The organism is Pseudomonas sp. MWU12-2020 (assembly GCF_023100605.1).
Classification (GTDB): domain Bacteria; phylum Pseudomonadota; class Gammaproteobacteria; order Pseudomonadales; family Pseudomonadaceae; genus Aquipseudomonas; species Aquipseudomonas fluorescens_H.
In genome coordinates this window covers 123,251-141,769 of the sequence record NZ_JALMEX010000002.1, presented here as the reverse complement: position 1 = coordinate 141,769, position 18,519 = coordinate 123,251, and the positions used below count along the sequence as shown (strand labels likewise).

At 62.4% G+C, this 18,519-nt stretch carries 16 protein-coding genes and 1 other RNA gene; 9 read left to right on the top strand and 8 right to left on the bottom strand.

Going from position 1 to position 18,519, the window contains the following annotated elements:
- The first annotated feature begins 114 nt into the window (after positions 1-114).
- The 6 genes from ccoG (at position 115) to hemN (ending at position 7,201) form a co-directional block, all read left to right on the top strand.
- Entirely contained in the window at positions 115-1,530 is a 1,416-nt protein-coding gene (ccoG, locus tag M0814_RS04920) for a cytochrome c oxidase accessory protein CcoG (RefSeq protein WP_103485064.1), read from the top strand.
- Between the two features lie 11 nt (positions 1,531-1,541).
- Positions 1,542-2,081, top strand: a complete 540-nt coding sequence (locus M0814_RS04915) for a FixH family protein (protein ID WP_103485065.1) — start codon at positions 1,542-1,544, stop codon at positions 2,079-2,081.
- 163 nt (positions 2,082-2,244) lie between these two features.
- The gene (locus M0814_RS04910; RefSeq protein ID WP_103485066.1) at positions 2,245-4,695 is read left to right on the top strand and encodes a heavy metal translocating P-type ATPase; all 2,451 of its coding nucleotides are present in this window, start codon (positions 2,245-2,247) and stop codon (positions 4,693-4,695) included.
- A 22-nt stretch (positions 4,696-4,717) separates the two neighbouring features.
- The gene (gene ccoS, locus M0814_RS04905; RefSeq protein WP_025110359.1) at positions 4,718-4,930 is read left to right on the top strand and encodes a cbb3-type cytochrome oxidase assembly protein CcoS; all 213 of its coding nucleotides are present in this window, start codon (positions 4,718-4,720) and stop codon (positions 4,928-4,930) included.
- Entirely contained in the window at positions 4,923-5,606 is a 684-nt protein-coding gene (locus M0814_RS04900) for a sulfite exporter TauE/SafE family protein (protein WP_103485067.1), read from the top strand. The genes ccoS and M0814_RS04900 overlap by 8 nt, the downstream gene beginning before the upstream one ends.
- 212 nt (positions 5,607-5,818) lie before the next feature.
- Positions 5,819-7,201 carry an oxygen-independent coproporphyrinogen III oxidase gene (gene hemN / locus M0814_RS04895; RefSeq protein ID WP_103484596.1) on the top strand — a complete coding sequence of 461 codons (1,383 nt, stop codon included), beginning with the start codon at positions 5,819-5,821 and terminating at the stop codon, positions 7,199-7,201.
- Here the strand turns inward: hemN and M0814_RS04890 are convergent.
- Positions 7,198-7,680 carry a hypothetical protein gene (locus M0814_RS04890; protein WP_103484597.1) on the bottom strand — a complete coding sequence of 161 codons (483 nt, stop codon included), beginning with the start codon at positions 7,678-7,680 and terminating at the stop codon, positions 7,198-7,200. The genes hemN and M0814_RS04890 overlap by 4 nt on opposite strands.
- 155 nt (positions 7,681-7,835) lie before the next feature.
- Here M0814_RS04890 and fnr point away from each other — a divergent pair, with 155 nt between their 5' ends.
- Together fnr and M0814_RS04880 are read left to right on the top strand one after the other, a co-directional pair.
- The gene (fnr, locus tag M0814_RS04885) at positions 7,836-8,570 is read left to right on the top strand and encodes a fumarate/nitrate reduction transcriptional regulator Fnr (protein ID WP_003223347.1); all 735 of its coding nucleotides are present in this window, start codon (positions 7,836-7,838) and stop codon (positions 8,568-8,570) included.
- A gap of 78 nt (positions 8,571-8,648) precedes the next feature.
- Positions 8,649-9,197 (top strand): adenine phosphoribosyltransferase, encoded by a 549-nt coding sequence (locus M0814_RS04880; RefSeq protein ID WP_003223345.1) that lies wholly within the window; start codon positions 8,649-8,651, stop codon positions 9,195-9,197.
- A gap of 109 nt (positions 9,198-9,306) precedes the next feature.
- On the opposite strand, the gene M0814_RS04875 is transcribed toward M0814_RS04880, so the two are convergent.
- The 5 genes from M0814_RS04875 to dnaX form a co-directional block, all read right to left on the bottom strand.
- On the bottom strand, positions 9,307-10,455 hold the full coding sequence (locus M0814_RS04875) for an acyl-CoA dehydrogenase family protein (RefSeq protein ID WP_103484598.1): 1,149 nt from the start codon (positions 10,453-10,455) through the stop codon (positions 9,307-9,309).
- Positions 10,456-10,648: 193 nt separating this feature from the next.
- Positions 10,649-11,251, bottom strand: coding sequence for a recombination mediator RecR (gene recR / locus M0814_RS04870; protein ID WP_003223341.1), 603 nt, complete (start codon positions 11,249-11,251; stop codon positions 10,649-10,651).
- A 66-nt stretch (positions 11,252-11,317) separates the two neighbouring features.
- Entirely contained in the window at positions 11,318-12,352 is a 1,035-nt protein-coding gene (locus M0814_RS04865) for an NADP-dependent oxidoreductase (RefSeq protein WP_103484599.1), read from the bottom strand.
- Positions 12,353-12,615: 263 nt separating this feature from the next.
- Positions 12,616-12,954, bottom strand: a complete 339-nt coding sequence (locus M0814_RS04860) for a YbaB/EbfC family nucleoid-associated protein (RefSeq protein WP_003223337.1) — start codon at positions 12,952-12,954, stop codon at positions 12,616-12,618.
- A 67-nt stretch (positions 12,955-13,021) separates the two neighbouring features.
- The gene (dnaX, locus tag M0814_RS04855; RefSeq protein WP_103484600.1) at positions 13,022-15,139 is read right to left on the bottom strand and encodes a DNA polymerase III subunit gamma/tau; all 2,118 of its coding nucleotides are present in this window, start codon (positions 15,137-15,139) and stop codon (positions 13,022-13,024) included.
- A gap of 144 nt (positions 15,140-15,283) precedes the next feature.
- Between dnaX and M0814_RS04850 the strand changes: the two genes are divergently transcribed.
- A complete protein-coding gene (locus tag M0814_RS04850) occupies positions 15,284-16,033 on the top strand; it encodes a transporter substrate-binding domain-containing protein (RefSeq protein WP_103484601.1) in 750 nt (249 codons plus the stop codon).
- 121 nt (positions 16,034-16,154) lie between these two features.
- Here the strand turns inward: M0814_RS04850 and M0814_RS04845 are convergent, their stop codons facing one another.
- Both M0814_RS04845 and ffs read right to left on the bottom strand, forming a co-directional pair.
- Positions 16,155-18,104, bottom strand: coding sequence for a hypothetical protein (locus M0814_RS04845; protein WP_103484602.1), 1,950 nt, complete (start codon positions 18,102-18,104; stop codon positions 16,155-16,157).
- Between the two features lie 229 nt (positions 18,105-18,333).
- Positions 18,334-18,430, bottom strand: an RNA gene (gene ffs, locus M0814_RS04840) — signal recognition particle sRNA small type.
- Between the last annotated feature and the right edge of the window lie 89 nt (positions 18,431-18,519).

Genomic DNA, 18,519 nt, shown 5'->3' with positions numbered 1-18,519 from the left:
TCGCACCCTTGAGCCAGAGCGACAGGCGTATCATTGCGCCACTGCAACACCCCTTTCTGACCGCGGTCGGCACGTATCGACCGAGGCGTTTTTCCACTGCCGTGGGATGCAATGATGAGCAACCAGATTCCGGTACACGACGTCACACCACCGAGCAAAAACGCGAACAACAGCGTCGATCTTTACGCCTCCCGAGAAAAAATCTACACCCGTGCCTTCACCGGCCTGTTCCGCAATCTGCGGATGGTGGGCGGCGCCGCGCTGTTCCTGCTGTATTTCGGTACGGTGTGGCTGAACTGGGGCGGGCATCAGGCGGTGTGGTGGAACCTGCCGGAGCGTAAATTCTTCATCTTTGGTGCGACCTTCTGGCCGCAGGACTTCATCCTGCTGTCGGGGCTGCTGATCATTGCGGCGTTCGGCCTGTTCTTCATCACCGTTTACGCCGGCCGCGTCTGGTGCGGCTACACCTGTCCGCAAAGCGTGTGGACGTGGATTTTCATGTGGTGCGAGAAGGTCACCGAAGGCGACCGCAACCAGCGGATCAAGCTCGATAAAGCGCCGATGACTGGCAACAAATTTCTGCGCAAGCTCGCCAAGCATTCATTGTGGCTGCTGATCGGCTTCGTCACCGGCATGACCTTCGTCGGCTACTTCTCGCCGATCCGCGAACTGGTGTTCGAGTTCTTCACCGGCCAGGCCGATGGCTGGTCGTATTTCTGGGTCGGGTTCTTCACCCTCGCCACCTACGGCAATGCCGGCTGGCTGCGTGAACAGGTGTGTATCTACATGTGCCCGTACGCACGCTTCCAAAGCGTGATGTTCGACAAGGACACGCTGATCGTTTCCTACGATCCGCGTCGCGGCGAAAGCCGTGGCCCGCGCAAGAAAGGTGTCGACTACAAGGCCCTGGGGCTGGGCGATTGCATCGATTGCACCATGTGCGTTCAGGTGTGCCCGACCGGCATCGACATTCGTGACGGTCTGCAGATCGAGTGCATCGGTTGCGCCGCGTGCATCGACGCCTGCGACGCCATCATGGACAAGATGGACTACCCGCGCGGCCTCATCAGCTACACCACCGAACACAACCTCTCCGGACAGAAAACCCATAAACTGCGGCCACGCCTGATCGGCTATGCGGTAGTGCTGCTGGCGATGATCAGTCTTCTGGTGACGGCGTTCTTCATGCGTTCACTGGTCGGGTTCGACGTCAGCAAGGACCGCGTGCTGTACCGCGAAAACGCCGAAGGCCGGATCGAAAACGTCTACAGCCTGAAGATCATGAACAAGGATCAGCGCGACCACACCTACGTGCTGGAGGCCGCCGGTCTGCCGGATCTGCGCCTGCAAGGCAAACGCGAGATCAAGGTGCCGGCCGGCGAAATTTTCAGCATGCCGGTGGAGTTGTCGAGCGCACCGGAACAATTGCCGTCGAGCACCAACGAGGTGAAATTCATCCTCAAGGATGCCGACGACGACAGCGTCCACGTTGAAGCCAAGAGCCGATTCATCGGCCCACAAACCCGTTGAGAGAACTGAACATGCCCGCAGCAAACGCCGCAAGCCCTTGGTACAAGCACCTTTGGCCATGGATCATCATCGGGATCCTGACCTGTTCGGTGACCTTGACCCTGTCGATGGTGACCATTGCGGTGAACAACCCGGACAACCTGGTTAACGACAACTACTACGAGGCCGGCAAAGGCATCAATCGTTCACTGGATCGCGAACTGCTGGCGCAGAATCTGAAAATGCGCGCCAACGTGCATCTGGATGACGTCACTGGCGAAGTCGATCTGCGCCTGAGCGGTGACAGCCAGCCGAAAACCCTGGAACTGAACCTGATCTCGCCGACCCAGCCGGAGAAGGATCGCAAGATCGTCCTGACCCGCAGCGAAACCGAAACCGGCCGTTACATCGGCCAGTTGGGCGACAAGGTCGAAGGCCGGCGTTTTGTCGAATTGCTGGGCACTCAGGACGACCACGTGTGGCGCATGTTCGAAGAGGAACAGGTCAGCCATGACAAGGATCTGCTGCTCGGTGACGAACCGCTGCAGGGCGCCGAAGACCTGGATAAATAAAAATCTGCACTGTGGTGAGGGAGCTTGCTCCCGCTGGGGTGCGAAGCGCCCCTATAACCCGCCTCCCGGTTCATTCAGGCAGAATGAATTGCTGCCATACGACTGCTTCGCAGCCGAGCGGGAGCAAGCTCCCTCGCCACAATAGATTTGCACGGCATCACAAATGACCACCCCACTCCCCTGCTACCACTGCGCTCTGCCCGTCCCGTCGGGCAGCCGCTTCACCGCCGTCGTGCTCGGGGAGTCCCGCGAGTTCTGCTGCCCCGGCTGTCAGGCTGTGGCCGAAGCCATCGTCGCCGGTGGTCTGGAAAGCTATTACCAGCATCGCAGCGAAGCCTCGGCCAACCCTGAAGCACTGCCGGTGCAATTGACCGATGAACTGGCGCTGTACGACCGCGCCGACGTGCAAAAACCTTTCGTCCGTCACGCGGGCGAACTCGCCGAAACCACCCTGTTGATGGAAGGCATCAGTTGCGCCGCCTGCGGCTGGCTGATCGAGAAACACCTGCGCACCCTGCCGGCCGTGGCCGAGGCACGGCTCAATCTGTCGAACCATCGCCTGCATGTGCAATGGTCGGATGCGCAATTGCCACTGAGCCAGATCCTCGCCGAACTGCGCCACATCGGTTACGCCGCCCACCCGTATCAGGCCGACCGCGCCAGCGAACAACTGGCCAGCGAAAACCGTCTGGCGCTGCGCCAACTCGGCGTCGCCGGATTGCTGTGGTTCCAGGCAATGATGGCGACCATGGCGACCTGGCCGGAATTCAACATCGATCTCAGTCCCGAACTGCACACGATCCTGCGCTGGGTCGCGCTGTTCCTCACCACGCCGATCGTGTTCTACAGCTGCGCGCCGTTCTTCAAGGGCGCCATGCGCGATTTGCGCACCCGACATCTGACCATGGACGTCTCGGTGTCGCTGGCGATCGGCAGTGCCTACATCGCCGGGATCTGGACCTCGATCACCGGGGTCGGCGAGCTGTACTTCGATGCGGTCGGGATGTTCGCGCTGTTTCTCCTCGCCGGGCGCTATCTGGAGCGTCGCGCCCGCGAGCGCACCGCCGCTGCCACCGCGCAGCTTGTGAACCTGCTACCAGCCTCGTGCCTGCGCCTCGACGCCAATGGCCAGAGCGAACGCATTCTGCTCAGCGAATTGCGCCTGGGTGACCGGGTGCTGGTGCAACCGGGTTCGATCCTGCCGGCGGACGGCAAGATCCTCGACGGCCAGTCGAGCATCGACGAATCGCTGCTGACCGGTGAATACCTGCCACAACCGCGCACCCTCGGCGATGCGGTCACCGCCGGCACGCTGAACGTCGAAGGCGCGTTGACCGTCGAGGTGCTGGCGCTGGGTCAGGACACACGCCTGTCGGCCATCGTCCGCCTGCTTGATCGCGCCCAGGCCGAGAAACCGCGGCTGGCGGAAATCGCCGACCGTGCCGCGCAATGGTTCCTGCTGTTGTCGCTGATTGCAGCGGCGGCCATCGGCCTGTTGTGGTGGCAGCTGGACTCGTCACGGGCGTTCTGGATCGTCCTGGCGATGCTGGTCGCGACCTGCCCTTGCGCGCTATCGCTGGCGACCCCGACGGCGTTGACCGCTGCCACTGGCACCCTGCACAAACTCGGCCTGTTGCTGACGCGCGGCCACGTGCTGGAAGGCCTGAACCAGATCGACACGGTGATCTTCGACAAGACCGGCACCCTCACCGAAGGGCGACTGGTTTTGCGTTCGATTCGCCCACTGGGCACGTTGAACAGCGACCAGTGCCTGAGCCTGGCCGCCGCTCTGGAAAACCGTTCGGAACACCCGATTGCCCGCGCCTTCGGGCGTGCGCCACTGGCCGCCGAGGAAGTGCACAGCACGCCGGGGCTTGGGCTGGAAGGATTGGTCGACGCACAGCGCTTGCGCATCGGGCAGGCCGAATTTGTCTGCGACCTCAGCGGCGCACCTGTGCCGGCGATGCCGGATGAACCGGGCCAATGGCTGCTGCTTGGAGACGATCAAGGGCCGCTGGCATGGTTCGTTCTCGACGACCGCCTGCGCGACGACGCACCCGCCCTGCTCGCCGCGTGCAAGGCCCGAGGCTGGCGTACGCTGCTGCTGTCCGGCGACAGCTCGCCGATGGTCGCCAGTGTCGCCGCGGAACTGGGCATCGACGAGGCCCGTGGCGGTCTGCGCCCGGACGACAAACTGCAGGTGCTGCAACAGTTGCATCAAGAAGGACGCAAGGTGTTGATGCTCGGCGATGGGGTGAACGACGTACCGGTGCTGGCCGCTGCCGACATCAGCGTGGCCATGGGTTCGGCCACGGATCTGGCGAAAACCAGTGCCGACGCGGTGCTGCTGTCCAACCGTCTCGACGCGCTGGTGCAAGCCTTCACGCTAGCGCGCAGAACCCGTCGGGTAATCATCGAGAACCTGCTGTGGGCGGCGCTGTACAATGGCCTCATGTTGCCGTTCGCCGCCCTCGGCTGGATCACTCCGGTGTGGGCCGCTGTCGGCATGTCGATCAGTTCGTTGACCGTGGTGCTCAACGCCCTGCGCCTGACTCGCCTGCCGAGCGCGCCGGTTGCCGGCACCCGTTCAGAAACCCGCCCGTTGCCGGCCTGAGCCGCACGGCCCTGGAGTACCGATGCCAGCTCTTTACGTGATGATCCCGGCCGCCCTGCTGATCGTGGCCATCGCCGTGTACATCTTCTTCTGGGCGGTGGACAGCGGGCAGTACGACGACCTCGACGGCCCGGCCCACAGCATCCTGTTCGACGATCAGGACCCGAACCACACCGCCGCCGTGGACGAAGCCAAATCCGACAAACCGCAGGACAAGGCGCCACCCCATGCTTGAGCTGGCGCCCCTGCTGGTCTCGGCGCTGATCCTCGGTTTGCTCGGTGGCGGGCATTGCCTGGGCATGTGCGGCGGCCTGATGGGCGCGCTGACCCTGGCGATTCCCAAGGAACAGCGCAGCCGACGCTTTCGTTTGCTGGTGGCGTACAACCTCGGACGGATCCTCAGTTACGCGACCGCTGGATTGCTGATCGGCCTGGCTGGCTGGGCGGTGGCGAACAGCCCGGCGGCAATGTTCATGCGCATCCTCGCCGGGTTGCTGCTGATTGCGATGGGCCTGTATCTGGCCGGTTGGTGGAGCGGCCTGACCCGCATCGAAAGCCTGGGTCGCGGTTTGTGGCGTTACATTCAGCCGGTGGCCAATCGGCTGCTGCCGGTGTCGAGTTTGCCCCGCGCGTTGCTGCTCGGCGCACTATGGGGCTGGCTGCCGTGCGGACTGGTTTACAGCACGCTGCTGTGGTCGGCGAGCCAGGGCAATGCGCTGGACAGTGCGCTGTTGATGCTGGCGTTCGGGCTGGGGACGTGGCCGGTGCTGCTCGCCACAGGACTGGCGGCCGAGCGGGTGACGGCGTTGCTGCGAAAACGCAGCGTGCGCATGGCCGGGGGCTTGCTGGTGATTCTGTTCGGGATCTGGACGCTTCCTGGCCCTCACCAACATTGGTTGATGGGTCACTAAAACTGTGGCGAGGGAGCTTGCTCCCGCTGGGGTGCGAAGCGCCCCTCCCGATTTGACAGCAAAACCAGGGGCCTGCTGCGCAGTCCAGCGGGAGCAAGCTCCCTCGCCACAAAAGCAGTCATTACCAATACGCCGTTGATGCAAATCAAGAGCCCCGTCGCCGCACCCCGATAGACTCGCCACACTGCCAGCCTATCCGGGGGAATGCCCGCATGCTCGACGCCATTCGTTGGGACACTGATCTGATCCGCCGCTACGACCTGGCGGGGCCGCGCTACACCTCGTATCCGACGGCCGTGCAATTCAACAGCCAGGTCGGCACCTTCGACCTGTTCCATGCCCTGCGCGACAGCCGCAAGGCGCTGCGCCCGTTGTCTCTTTATGTGCACGTGCCGTTCTGCGCGAACATTTGCTACTACTGCGCCTGCAACAAAGTCATCACCAAGGATCGCGGGCGCGCACAGCCGTATCTGCAGCGGCTGGAGCAGGAAATCCAGTTGATCGCCTGCCACCTGGAGCCGGCGCAGAAAGTCGAGCAATTGCACTTCGGCGGCGGCACCCCGACCTTTCTCAGCCATGACGAACTGCGCCAGTTGATGGCGCACCTGCGCAAACACTTCAATCTGCTGGAGGACGATTCCGGCGATTACGGCATCGAGATCGACCCACGCGAGGCCGACTGGTCGACCATGGGCCTGCTGCGCGAACTCGGCTTCAATCGGGTCAGCATCGGCCTGCAAGACCTCGATCCGGCGGTGCAACGCGCGGTCAATCGCCTGCAAAGCCTTGAGGAGACCCGCGCAGTCATCGACGCGGCGCGCACCCTGCAATTTCGCTCGATCAACATCGACCTGATCTACGGTTTGCCGAAGCAGAACCCGGAAAACTTCGCGCGCACTGTCGAGGAAGTCATCAGCCTGCAACCGGACCGGCTCTCGGTGTTCAACTACGCGCACTTGCCGGAGCGCTTCATGCCACAGCGGCGGATCAACAGCCACGAACTGCCAAGCCCTGCGCAAAAACTGGAAATGCTCCAGCGCACCATCGAACAACTGACCGCCGCCGGCTACCGCTACATCGGCATGGACCACTTCGCGCTGCCCGACGATGAGCTGGCAATCGCTCAGGAAGAACAGACCCTGCAGCGCAACTTCCAGGGCTACACCACCCACGGCCATTGCGATCTGATTGGTCTGGGGGTGTCGGCGATCAGCCAGATCGGCGATCTCTACTGCCAGAACAATAGCGATCTGAATCAGTACCAGAACACCCTCGCCGCCGCGCAACTGGCGACCAGCCGGGGCCTGGTGTGCAATGCCGACGATCGCCTGCGCCGCGCGGTGATCCAGCAATTGATCTGCAATTTCAGCCTGGAATTCGCCGAAATCGAGCAGGCGTTCAACATCGATTTTCAGGGTTACTTCGGCGCGCTGTGGCCGCAACTGCAAGGCATGGCCAACGATGGGCTGATCAACCTGGAACGCGAGCGGATCGAGGTGCTGCCGGCCGGACGCCTGCTGGTGCGCTCGGTGTGCATGGTATTCGACGCGTATCTGGAACAGCAGAACCGGCAGCGCTTTTCGCGGGTGATCTAGTTTTTCGTCAGCAGTGAGCCGAGCTTGAGGTTCTGCTCGGAGGTGAGGCCGGACTGGTCCATGACTTTGGACAGGGCCAGATTGGCGCTGATCAGCCCGGTATTCAGCGCGGCGATGGCACCGCGCAGCGCGGCGAGCATGTTGACCTTGGCTTCGTTGGTCAGCCTCTTGTCAGCCATGACCGCCGCCATCCGGGCTTTCTTCTCGGCGATTTCCTTTTGCAATTTGCGGATCATCTTCAGCAATTGCTGGACGTTTTCCGGCAGGCCACTGTCTTCGATGTCGCTGTTCTCGCCACCGGCGCTGAAGGCTTTTTCGATCGAGGCATGGGACAGCGACACTTTGACACCCTCGACCAAGGTCGGGGTTGCCAGCGACGCCGAGACGGCATCCTGCTCGTCGCCGGACACCGTCCTGGCGGTGCTCGGTACAGACGCAACGCCGTTGTTACCGGGGTTCAGCGTGTCAATGGCAGCCATCGAAGCGATTCCTTGCATGCGTGGTGATACCCCTTTATCGGCCACTTGCCCTGCGGCTTTACGCCCGTGGGACAAACTCGCCGCAGACTGGCCTGAATGTCCTCCCGTGGGTTACCCTTACGGCTTATGTGTGTTTTCCCACAAGGATTTAAGAAATGTCCGAGCCAGTTAAACTGCGCGCTCACAACCAGGCCCATTGCAAGGATTGCAGCCTGGCTCCTCTCTGCCTGCCACTTTCTCTGAATCTGGAAGACATGGATGCGCTGGACGAAATCGTTAAACGTGGCCGCCCGCTGAAAAAGGGCGAGTTCCTGTTCCGCCAGGGCGACACTTTCGATTCCGTTTATGCAGTACGCTCCGGCGCCCTGAAGACCTTCAGCCTGAGCGACAGCGGCGAAGAACAGCTCACCGGTTTCCACCTGCCGAGCGAACTGGTCGGCCTGTCCGGCATGGACACCGAGAAACACCCGGTGTCGGCCCAGGCCCTGGAAACCACCTCGGTCTGTGAAATCCCCTTCGAACGCCTCGACGAACTGGCCCTGCAACTGCCGCAGCTGCGCCGTCAGTTGATGCGGGTGATGAGCCGCGAGATCCGCGACGACCAGCAAATGATGCTGCTGCTGTCGAAGAAAACCGCCGACGAGCGCATCGCCACGTTCCTGGTCAACCTGTCGGCACGTTTCCGCGCTCGCGGGTTCTCGGCCAACCAGTTCCGCCTGAGCATGTCGCGCAACGAAATCGGCAACTATCTGGGCCTCGCGGTGGAAACCGTGTCGCGGGTGTTTACCCGCTTCCAGCAGAACGAACTGATCGCCGCCGAGGGCAAAGAGATCCACATCCTCGACCCGATCCAGCTCTGCGCCCTGGCCGGCGGCTCGCTCGAAGGCTGATCTCGATCCGCGGTTGAGCGAAGCGTTTCAGCCGCGGGTATACTGCGCCGTTTGCAGCCCTGCCAGGACACCTCGACGATGGTCTTCGACTCCTTCGACATCAAATCCCTGATCCGCCCCGTGATCGACTTCCCGAAACCGGGCGTGATCTTTCGCGACATCACCCCACTGTTCCAGTCGCCCAAGGCCCTGCGCCTGGTGATGGACAGCTTCGCCCACCGTTATGTGGAAGCCGACTTCACCCACATCGGCGCGATGGATGCGCGCGGTTTCCTGATCGGTTCGGTGCTGGCCTATCAGTTGAACAAGCCGCTGGTGCTGTTCCGCAAGCAGGGCAAACTGCCGGCGGACGTATTGGCCGAGGGTTATGCGACCGAATACGGCGAAGCGTTCCTCGAAGTGCACGCCGACAGCCTGTGCGAAGGCGACTCGGTGGTGATGTTCGATGACCTGATTGCCACCGGTGGCACGCTGATCGCAGCCGCCAACCTGATCCGCCGCATGGGTGCACGGGTGCATGAAGCGGCGGCGATCATTGATCTGCCGGAGCTGGGTGGGTCGCAGCGTCTGGAAGACATGGGGATTCCGACGTTCTGTCTGACGCAGTTTGCCTTGACCGATAAATAAGTAGCGCCCTTCAGGCCGCCTTCGCGAGCAAGCTCGCTCCCACAGTTGAATGCATTCTCCTGTGGGAGCGGGCTTGCTCGCGAAGGGGCCTGCAGCCTCACCGCAAAACCTATAGCCCCATCTGCTTGCTGATGATCTCGTTCATCACCTCCCGCGTCCCGCCGCCGATCGACAGAATGCGGTTATCCCTATACAGCCGCTCCACCAGACTTTCGCGCATGTAACCCAGACCGCCAAGAATCTGCACCGCTTCGCTAGTGATCCGGTCGGAGGTGTCCGTGGCAACGTTCTTCGCCATGGAAATCTCCTTGATCACGCTCTGCCCCGCCGCCATTTTCGCCGCCTGCCGGTAGGTGAACTCGCGCGATACTTCCAGTGCCGTGGCCATTTCGGCCAGCCGATGCTTGATCACCTGGAACTTGCCGATCGGTTTGCCGAACGCCTCACGCTCGCGCGCCCATTTCAGCGCCTGTTCCAATGCCAACTGCGAAGTCATGTTGGCCATCAGCGCCAGCGCCAGCCGTTCGCTCTGGAAATTGCCCATGATGCAGGCGAAGCCCATGTTCTCCGCGCCAATCAGATTGCCCACAGGCACCCTGCAATCGTCGAAGAACAGTTCAGCGGTGTCCGAGGCCCACCAGCCCATTTTCTTCAGCTGGCGGCCTACGCTGAAGCCAGGGGTGCCCTTCTCGATCAACAGCAGGCTGATGCCGCCGAAACCCGGCGCTCCGGTGCGCACTGCGACGGTGTAGAAATCGGCGCGTACGCCACTGGTGATGAAGGTCTTGCTGCCACTCACCCGGTAGACGTTGCCGTCGCGCACGGCGCGGGTTTGCAGGTTGGCGACGTCGGAACCGCCGCCGGGTTCGGTAATCGCCAGTGCGCTGATTTTCTCGCCGCTGAGCACTGACGGCACGACACGGTCGCGCACCTCGGGCCGGGCCCATTTGACGATCGGTGGCAGGCCGATATCCAGCGAACCGAGGCCGGCGACCAAACCACCGGAGCCGCAGCGCATCAGCTCCTCGCTGGCGGCAACCTTGGCGAACACATCACCTTCGTGGCTGCCACCCAGCGCTTCGGGATAACCGATGCCAAGAATCCCCGCCGCCCCAGCCTTCAGGTACAGCTCCCGGGGAAAGCTTTCGGCTTCTTCCCACGCATCGATGTCCGGCAGGATCTCGCGCTCGACGAAACGTCTGACGCTGTCGCGGACCATTTGGTGGCTGGGGTCGAAGTATTCCTGGAAGGCAGGCATCGGCGAACTCCACTGAAGGGTTTACCGAACTTAACCGAGCGCTTGCTTGGTTTTCAATAGGTTTGTGTGAATCAGTCAGACCGAGGTGCGCCATTCGCGAGCAAGCCCGCTCCCACAGGGGATTTGTGAATGACACAAAGCCAATGTGGGAGCGGGCTTGCTCGCGAAGGCGTCTGTTCAGACACTCTGTAACTCAGAGGGAAATCGGCTTACGCCCGGCAAACGAATGCGCCAGCGTTCCGCCATCCACCAACTCCAGCTCCCCGCCCAGCGGTACGCCGTGGGCAATCCGCGAGGCGATCAGGCCTTTGTTGCTGAGCAGTTGGGCGATGTAATGCGCGGTCGCCTCACCTTCCACCGTCGGGTTGGTGGCGAGGATGACTTCGGTAAACGTGCCCGCCTCTTCAATACGCGCCATCAATTGCGGAATACCGATGGCTTCCGGGCCCAGGCCGTCGAGCGGCGACAGGTGGCCCTTGAGCACGAAGTAGCGACCACGGAAACCGGTCTGCTCCACCGCATACACGTCCATCGGTCCTTCCACCACGCACAACAGCGTATCGTCGCGGCGTGTGTCGGCGCATTGCGGGCACAGATCGTCTTCGGTCAGCGTGCGGCACTGACGGCAGTGACCCACCCCTTCCATGGCCTGGCTCAGGGCCTGGGCCAGGCGCGTGCCGCCGCTGCGATCACGTTCGAGCAACTGCAACGCCATGCGCTGGGCGGTTTTCTGACCCACGCCCGGCAAAGTGCGCAGGGCGTCGATCAGTTGGCGAATCAAAGGGCTGAAGCTCATGGGTAAAAAGTCCGACAAAACAACGAGACGCGGTTTATACCCGCGCCTCCGGCCAGCGTCAAATGCTCAGTCCTGGGCAACCTTCACCACCAGTTTGCCGAAGTTGCGCCCTTCCAGCAGACCGATAAACGCCTCGGGCGCCTGCTCCAGGCCCTCGACCACGTCCTCACGGAATTTCACCTTGCCGTCGCGCACCCACGGCACCATGTGGCTGATGAATTCCGGCTGACGGTCGCCGTAGTCATCAAAGACGATGAAGCCCTGAATTCGCACCCGCTTGGTCAGCAGCGTGCGTTGCAGCATCGGCAGACGATCCGGGCCTTTCGGCGCTTCGGAGGCGTTGTAGCCGGCGATCAGCCCGCACAGCGGGATCCGCGCCTTGGGGTTGAGCAGCGGCACCACGGCATCGAACACATGCCCGCCGACGTTCTCGTAATAGATGTCGATGCCTTTCGGGCAAGCCTTGGCCAGTTGTTCGGCAAAGTCCGGCGCCTTGTGATCGATGCAGGCATCAAAACCCAACTCCTCGACCACGTATTTGCATTTGTCGGCGCCACCGGCCACGCCGACAGCGCGCAAGCCCTTGATCTTCGCGACCTGACCGACCACCGAACCGACGGCACCGGACGCGGCAGCGACCACCAGGGTTTCGCCTTCTTTCGGCTGACCGATGTCGATCAGCCCCATGTACGCGGTCATCCCCGGCATGCCCAGCACACCGAGGGCCATCGAAGGGCTCGGCAGACCGGACGGGATCGGCATGATGTTGCGCCCGTCGCTGATGCTGTGGCTCTGCCAGCCGGTCAGGCCGACCACCAGATCGCCCGGGTGGAATTTTGGATGACGCGAATCCTCGACACGGCTGACAGCGCCACCGGTCATCACTTCGCCGATTTGTACCGGCGCGGCGTAGGACGGCGCGTCGCTCATGCGTCCGCGCATGTACGGGTCCAGCGACAGGTACAGGGTCTTGAGCAGCACCTGCCCGTCTTCGAGGTCCGGCAACGCTTCTCGCTCCAGACGGAAGTTTTCCGGGGTCGGCGCGCCAACCGGGCGCGAGGCGAGGACGAAGCGTTGATTGAGGGTCAGAGGGTCGGACATGTCAGCGTCTCCTGTGATTGGGAATTCGTGGGTATAGGGAGCAGACCTTTGGCGGCGGTGGTGGGTTCGATGTTTCTTCAGTTGGTCCGAGTCGACGCCTTCGCGAGCAAGCCCGCTCCCACAGGGGAATGCATTTCAACATGTGGGAGCGGGCTTGCTCGCGAAGGCGTCAGCCCTGCCAGCACATGACAATCAGGCAGAAACAAAAATGCCAAGCGCAATGCCTGGCATTTTGTGTAGCTCATCCAACCCGCAAAGGCGAATCAGAATGGCAGTTTCATACCCGCTGGCAGGTTCATGCCGGCGGTCATGCTGCCCATTTTTTCCTGGCTGTTGGCTTCGATCTTGCGCACGGCGTCGTTGACGGCGGCGGCAACCACGGCTTCGAGCATTTCCTTGTCATCTTCGCTCAGACCTTCAACCAGGCTTGGGTCAATGCTGACGCTTTTCACGTCGTGACGACCGGTCATCACCACGGTGACCATATCGCCACCGGCCTTGCCGGTGACTTCGGCGTTGGCCAGTTCTTCCTGCATCTTGGCCATTTTTTCCTGCATCTGCTGTGCCTGCTTCATCAGGCCGGCCATGCCACCTTTCATCATGGGAATCACCTCAAAAGTACTTGGATCAAAACAGCGCCCGGCGCTTAACGCCGAACGCCCTCAGTTATTAGCCTTGGGCGACCAAGGCATCGACAGGTTCAATAGTATCGTGTCGCACGACCGCACCGAACTGCTGGACCATCTGCTGGATGAACGGATCACCGTGGATCGATTCCTCCGCCTCGCGCTGACGGTTGGCCCGGCGACGGGACGCTGCCTGCGCCGGGGTTTCCTGCTCGGGCTTGATCAGCTCGATGGTCAGGGTCAGCGTGCGACCGTGGAACTGGTTCAACGCATCGTTCAGGCGCCGCTGTTGCGTGGCGTTGAACAGCGCGCTGTGCGCCGGGTCCAGGTGCATCAGCCAATGGTCGCCATCGACCGCGATCAGCGTGCAGTTGGCGGCGATGCTGCCGGTCATGCCGGAAATCGGCAGTTGCGGGAACAGCTCCAGCCATTGCAACGCCAGACCGGTGGCCGGCGCGGCGGCAGGCTCCGGCTCGGGTTCCGGGGCCGGCTCGGCGGTGTGTTCGCTGGCCAGGTCGTCGAGGTAGCTGTAGGCCGAATCCATGTCCGGCTCGATGTAGTCTTCGTCCAGCGGCGGCTCGTCGTCGAGGTCCATGCCCGGCGTGGCGGCATCGACGTCGGCGACCGACGGCTCGGGAATCGGCGCCGCGGCCCACTCGGGTGCATCCGGCACCACGCTGTCCGGGGTCGGCAGCGGCATCGGCGGCAACTCGGGCTGCTCGGCGGCGGTTTCCAGCACCGGTTCGACGGCTGGTTGTTGCACCGGCTCGGGCGTTGGCTCGGGTTCGACCGGATCGTTCCACGGCAGGTCGACTACCGCTTCGGCGACGACTGGCTCAGGCTCTGGTTCTGGCGCAGGTACCGGCGCAGCGGACACCACAGGCGCTGGCTCAGGAGCCGGGGCTGGCGCTGGCTCAGGAGCCGGGGCTGGCGCTGGCGCAACAACCGGTGCAGGCGCAACAGCCGCAGCGACTACCGGCGCAGGCTTGGGCGCGGCAGCCACTGAATTTGCGGAATCAACTGTGGCCTGGCTGATCCCCACTGGCTTTAGCGGTTGCCTCGGGGCGTCCGCCGTGTCCGCGGGCCGGAAGGCCAGCATCCGCAGCAGGACCATCTCGAACCCACCACGCGGGTCCGGCGCCAGCGGCAAGTCGCGGCGACCGATCAGGCCCATCTGGTAATAGAACTGCACATCTTCGGCCGGTAGCGCCTGCGCCAGCGCCAACACGCGGTCACGGTCGCCATGGCCGTTGTCGACACCTTCAGGCAATGCCTGGGCGATGGCGACACGGTGCAGCACATTGAGAATTTCCGAGAGCACGCCGTTCCAGTCCGGCCCCTGTTCGGCCAAGTGACGCACGGCTTCGAGCAACGCCTTGGCGTCGCCTTCGATCAGCGCGTGCAGCACGTCGAAGACCTGGCCGTGATCCAGCGTGCCGAGCATCGCCCGCACGTCGGCGGCCAGCACCTTGCCTTCACCGAAGGCGATGGCCTGGTCGGTCAGGCTCATGGCGTCACGCATCGAGCCGTCAGCGGCGCGGCCCAGCAGCCACAGGGCGTCGTCTTCGAACGGCACGTTTTCGGCGCCGAGCACGTGGGTCAAATGCTCGACCACGCGCTCAGGCGTCATGTTCTTCAGGGAGAACTGCAGGCAGCGCGACAAAATCGTTGCCGGAAGTTTCTGCGGATCAGTGGTCGCCAGGATGAACTTGACGTACGGCGGCGGCTCTTCAAGGGTCTTCAACAGCGCATTGAAGGAATGGCTGGACAGCATGTGCACTTCGTCGATCAGGTAGACCTTGAAGCGCCCGCGGCTCGGCGCGTACTGCACGTTGTCGAGCAGCTCGCGGGTGTCCTCGACCTTGGTCCGGCTCGCGGCGTCGATCTCGATCAGGTCGACGAAACGCCCTTCATCGATCTCGCGGCACACCGAACACTCGCCGCAGGGGCTGGAGGTGATACCTGTTTCACAGTTCAGGCATTTGGCAATGATCCGCGCAATGGTGGTCTTACCGACCCCGCGGGTACCGGTGAACAGGTACGCGTGGTGCAGCCGCTGGCTGTCCAAGGCATTGATCAGAGCCTTGAGCACATGGGTCTGGCCGACCATTTCGCGGAACGAGCGCGGACGCCATTTACGTGCAAGAACCTGATAACTCATCGAAAACCGTCGCAACGAAGGAAGCTGAAGCGGCTAATGCTAGCGGAGCAAGGGCAAAATTGCATCCGGTGTGCTCGTCTAATCTGGCTAAGCTGCTGTTGGCGGGGAAATATCGGCTCGGGATCGGGACTCATCGGAGCATTTATGCGTTGGGCCTTGGGAGCGTTATTGGGGATCAGTCTGAGCGTGAGCGCGTCCGAACCGCCGCTGCGCTTTGTCGTGGCCGACAGCTGGGCGATGCCGATGGTGCAGATCGACCACGGCCGCCCGACCCAGGGCATCCTCCACGACATCATGCTCAGCCTCGCGACGCAGGTCGGCGTGCCCGCCGAATTCCACGTCCTGCCGCGCACCCGAGTACAAAGTGCCATGGAACGCGGTGAAGTCGATGTGCGCTGCTATGCCGCACAATCGTGGCTGCCGAATCAGTCCGGCGATTACATCTGGAGCATTCCGCTGCTGTTCCAGCGCGATTTGCTAATCGGCCGCCAGGATCAACCACCACGCGTCGATCCGGCGAACCTTGCACGCCAATCGATCGGCACCGTGCTCGGCTACACCTACCCGACCCTGCAACCGCTGTTCGACGCCGATCGCCTGCAACGCGATGACGCGCGCAATCAGGAACAAGTGCTGGAAAAACTCCTGGCCGGGCGCTACCGCTATGCGGTGAGCAATCAATGGACGCTGGACTGGTTCAACCAGCGCCTGCTGCCCGCGCAGCAACTGCACGGGGTGGCGGTGCTGCAGGAGCAGCAGGTCGGCTGCTATGTGAGGAATGACCCGCAGGTGCCGGTGCAGCGAATCTTGCGCACGTTGTTGCGGATGAAAATGTCGGGGGAGATTGATGACATTATCCGGTTGTATACCGGGTCCTCGGAAACCACCCCATAACCCATTGTGGGAGCGGGCTTGCTCGCGAAGGCGTTGTGTCAGTCGCCTGATTCGTTAACTGGTACAACGCCTTCGCGAGCAAGCCCGCTCCCACAGGAGGACATTTCCGACGGAGAATTATTCAGTAACCGTGCGACTCGCGGAATTTCTGGTAGTCGTGAAACTCGATCCACTCGACCACATCGTACGGCAGGTAAAGCTGCTGCCGGGCGCGGGAGATGGCGATGTACACGGCGCAGATCCGCTGGTCGAACGCGTAGGCGTCCTTGAACTGCACATTGGTCAGCAGCTCAGGCGTCAGCAGCACGCGGTCGAACTCCATGCCGCCCGCCTCCTGCGCCTGCATCAGCAAACAGCTCTTGCCGCGGCCGCCGATCATCCGGTTGAGCCGGGTCAGGTCAGCGACCTTGAAACCTTTCTCCAGCTCGGCCTCGACCCACAGAAACGCCTCGTCGAACTGATTGGCATCGCGTACCTGTTGCCACTTCGGCAAGTCGCTGAAATAGCGATGCGGGCCCTTCTCGCTGTGCGTGGAACTGTAGTAATCCACCTTGAACAACTCGATGGCGCTGGTCATGAAATGCTCAAGGTCGCGCTGCGCCTGCATGTCGGCGAAGCTGAACAGGCAATTGGCATCGTGCAGTTGCATGGCCCACTTCATGGTGTCCCACGGGGATGCCGTCAGCACCACACAACCTTCGGGCGGGACAAAGCCCTGTGGGTAAAACTCGATGCCGACGTCCGCCTCACGTGCGCCCTCGAAAGGCACCTTGCTCTTTTCCGAGTGCCGGGAAATCAGCGGATTGACCAGACGCTCGACATTGCGCCCCGAGCGCACCGAATAGGTGATATCGCTCTGGCGCACTTCACGCTTTCTTTTCACCAGATCGCGCTCGGCATGCTGATACTCATCCCCCAGCGTGATCAGCACCTGCCGGCCGCGCTCGATAATCTGCAGCAGCGAGGCGGGAATGTCCTGGCTCTCGTCGATCAGCACGTGGGTGTAGCGCGGCGGCACCACGCAGCCGGCAAGGCTTGCCCGCTTGATCAGCAACAAGGCTTCGAAGCCGCTCTGCCGGCCCCACGCCGGGTTGGCCTCGAGGTAAGTCCACACGCGGCTTGAATATTCCAGCAGCACCTTGGACTCAAGGCTGGACAAGGACAGTTTGAAATACGGCAGATGATGCGCCGACAGGCTGTAATCCCGGGAGTGGCAATAGCGTTCGAGGGTTTCCAGACAGACGTTGAGAGTCCTTTGCGCGTCATGCTCGCGAAAGCCGAGGATGTTCAGCTCCTGCGCCAGGCTCTGCTTGCTCGCGACTCGCCCGGCGGCGCCTGCCGGCTGCGGCTTGCGCCCGTAAATCAGCCCGCGCGCGAACGCCTCAAAGGTGATGCCGGGCTTGCGCTCACTGCCTACGCCCATGCGCTGGCACAGGGTCGCGAGTTTTTCCGGGGTGCGTGCCAGCAGCAGGGTTTTCTCTGGGCGCAGGCACTCGGTCAACGCGCCGACCAGATGGCTCTTGCCGATCCCGGCGTAGCCTTGAACGTGCAGGTCTTCATCGAGGTTGGCGCGGAAGGTTCTGACCAGTTTGTCTTGCGCAGCGCTGAGCCAGCGCTCGCGGTGCGCCGGGCTGATCATCTGCTGGCTGAACGGATTGTTGACCGCGTGGTGGCGCGTCTTGAACTCGTCATCCCACTTGCCATCGGGCAGCAGGTAATCCTGCGCCGACACCTCTTCGGCCAACAACAGACGCAGGTTCAATCCCCTGATGGCGTTCAGGCCGAAGTACAACTGGCGCGGATCGAACAGCCGCTGCGCCTCGGACAGCAGCCCTGCCCCGCCATCGACCGCCCAGGCGATCAGCCGCGCCAGCACCTTCTCCGCCGCCGTGGCGGTGAGATCCTTTTCGGCGGCCTGGGCCAGATTCTGGATCACCAGCACGGCGGCCAATTGCGCATCCGTCAACTCGCCGAGGATTTTCGCACCCTCGGGCTGCAACAGGCTCGCGCAGGTCTCGTCCGTCACAGGCAAGTACACGGCGGTGGATAAATCGTGATGTTCCGGGTGCATACAACCTCGTAGCCAGGGCGCGAACTTGTCAACGACGCGCGCAGCAAGACGGTGGAGTATGCCACTGTTCAACCTTGGTGGCTGAACAGGCATCGGGGGGGCAGCCTTCGCGAGCAGGCTCGCTCCCACAAGGGTTGGCGTGACAGCTCGAATCGCAGGCATAAAAAAACCGCAGTGGGCGAAACCCATGCAGTTCTGTTGAAGCGTTGGTTGTTCGTTAAGGTGGTAACCCCACCAGCCACACCCCGGCACACAATGTTCCCGCTGTGGCTGCTGCCTTCCGGCTCTGACCAGGTTCACGGGTAATCGTTGCGGGGGGACCGATGGGGTCACCATAACGACACTCACCTGTCGGCGAGCCGCGCCATTGTACCTATCTGAAGCGAAGTTACAACCGTTGGTTTCAGATAAAAAA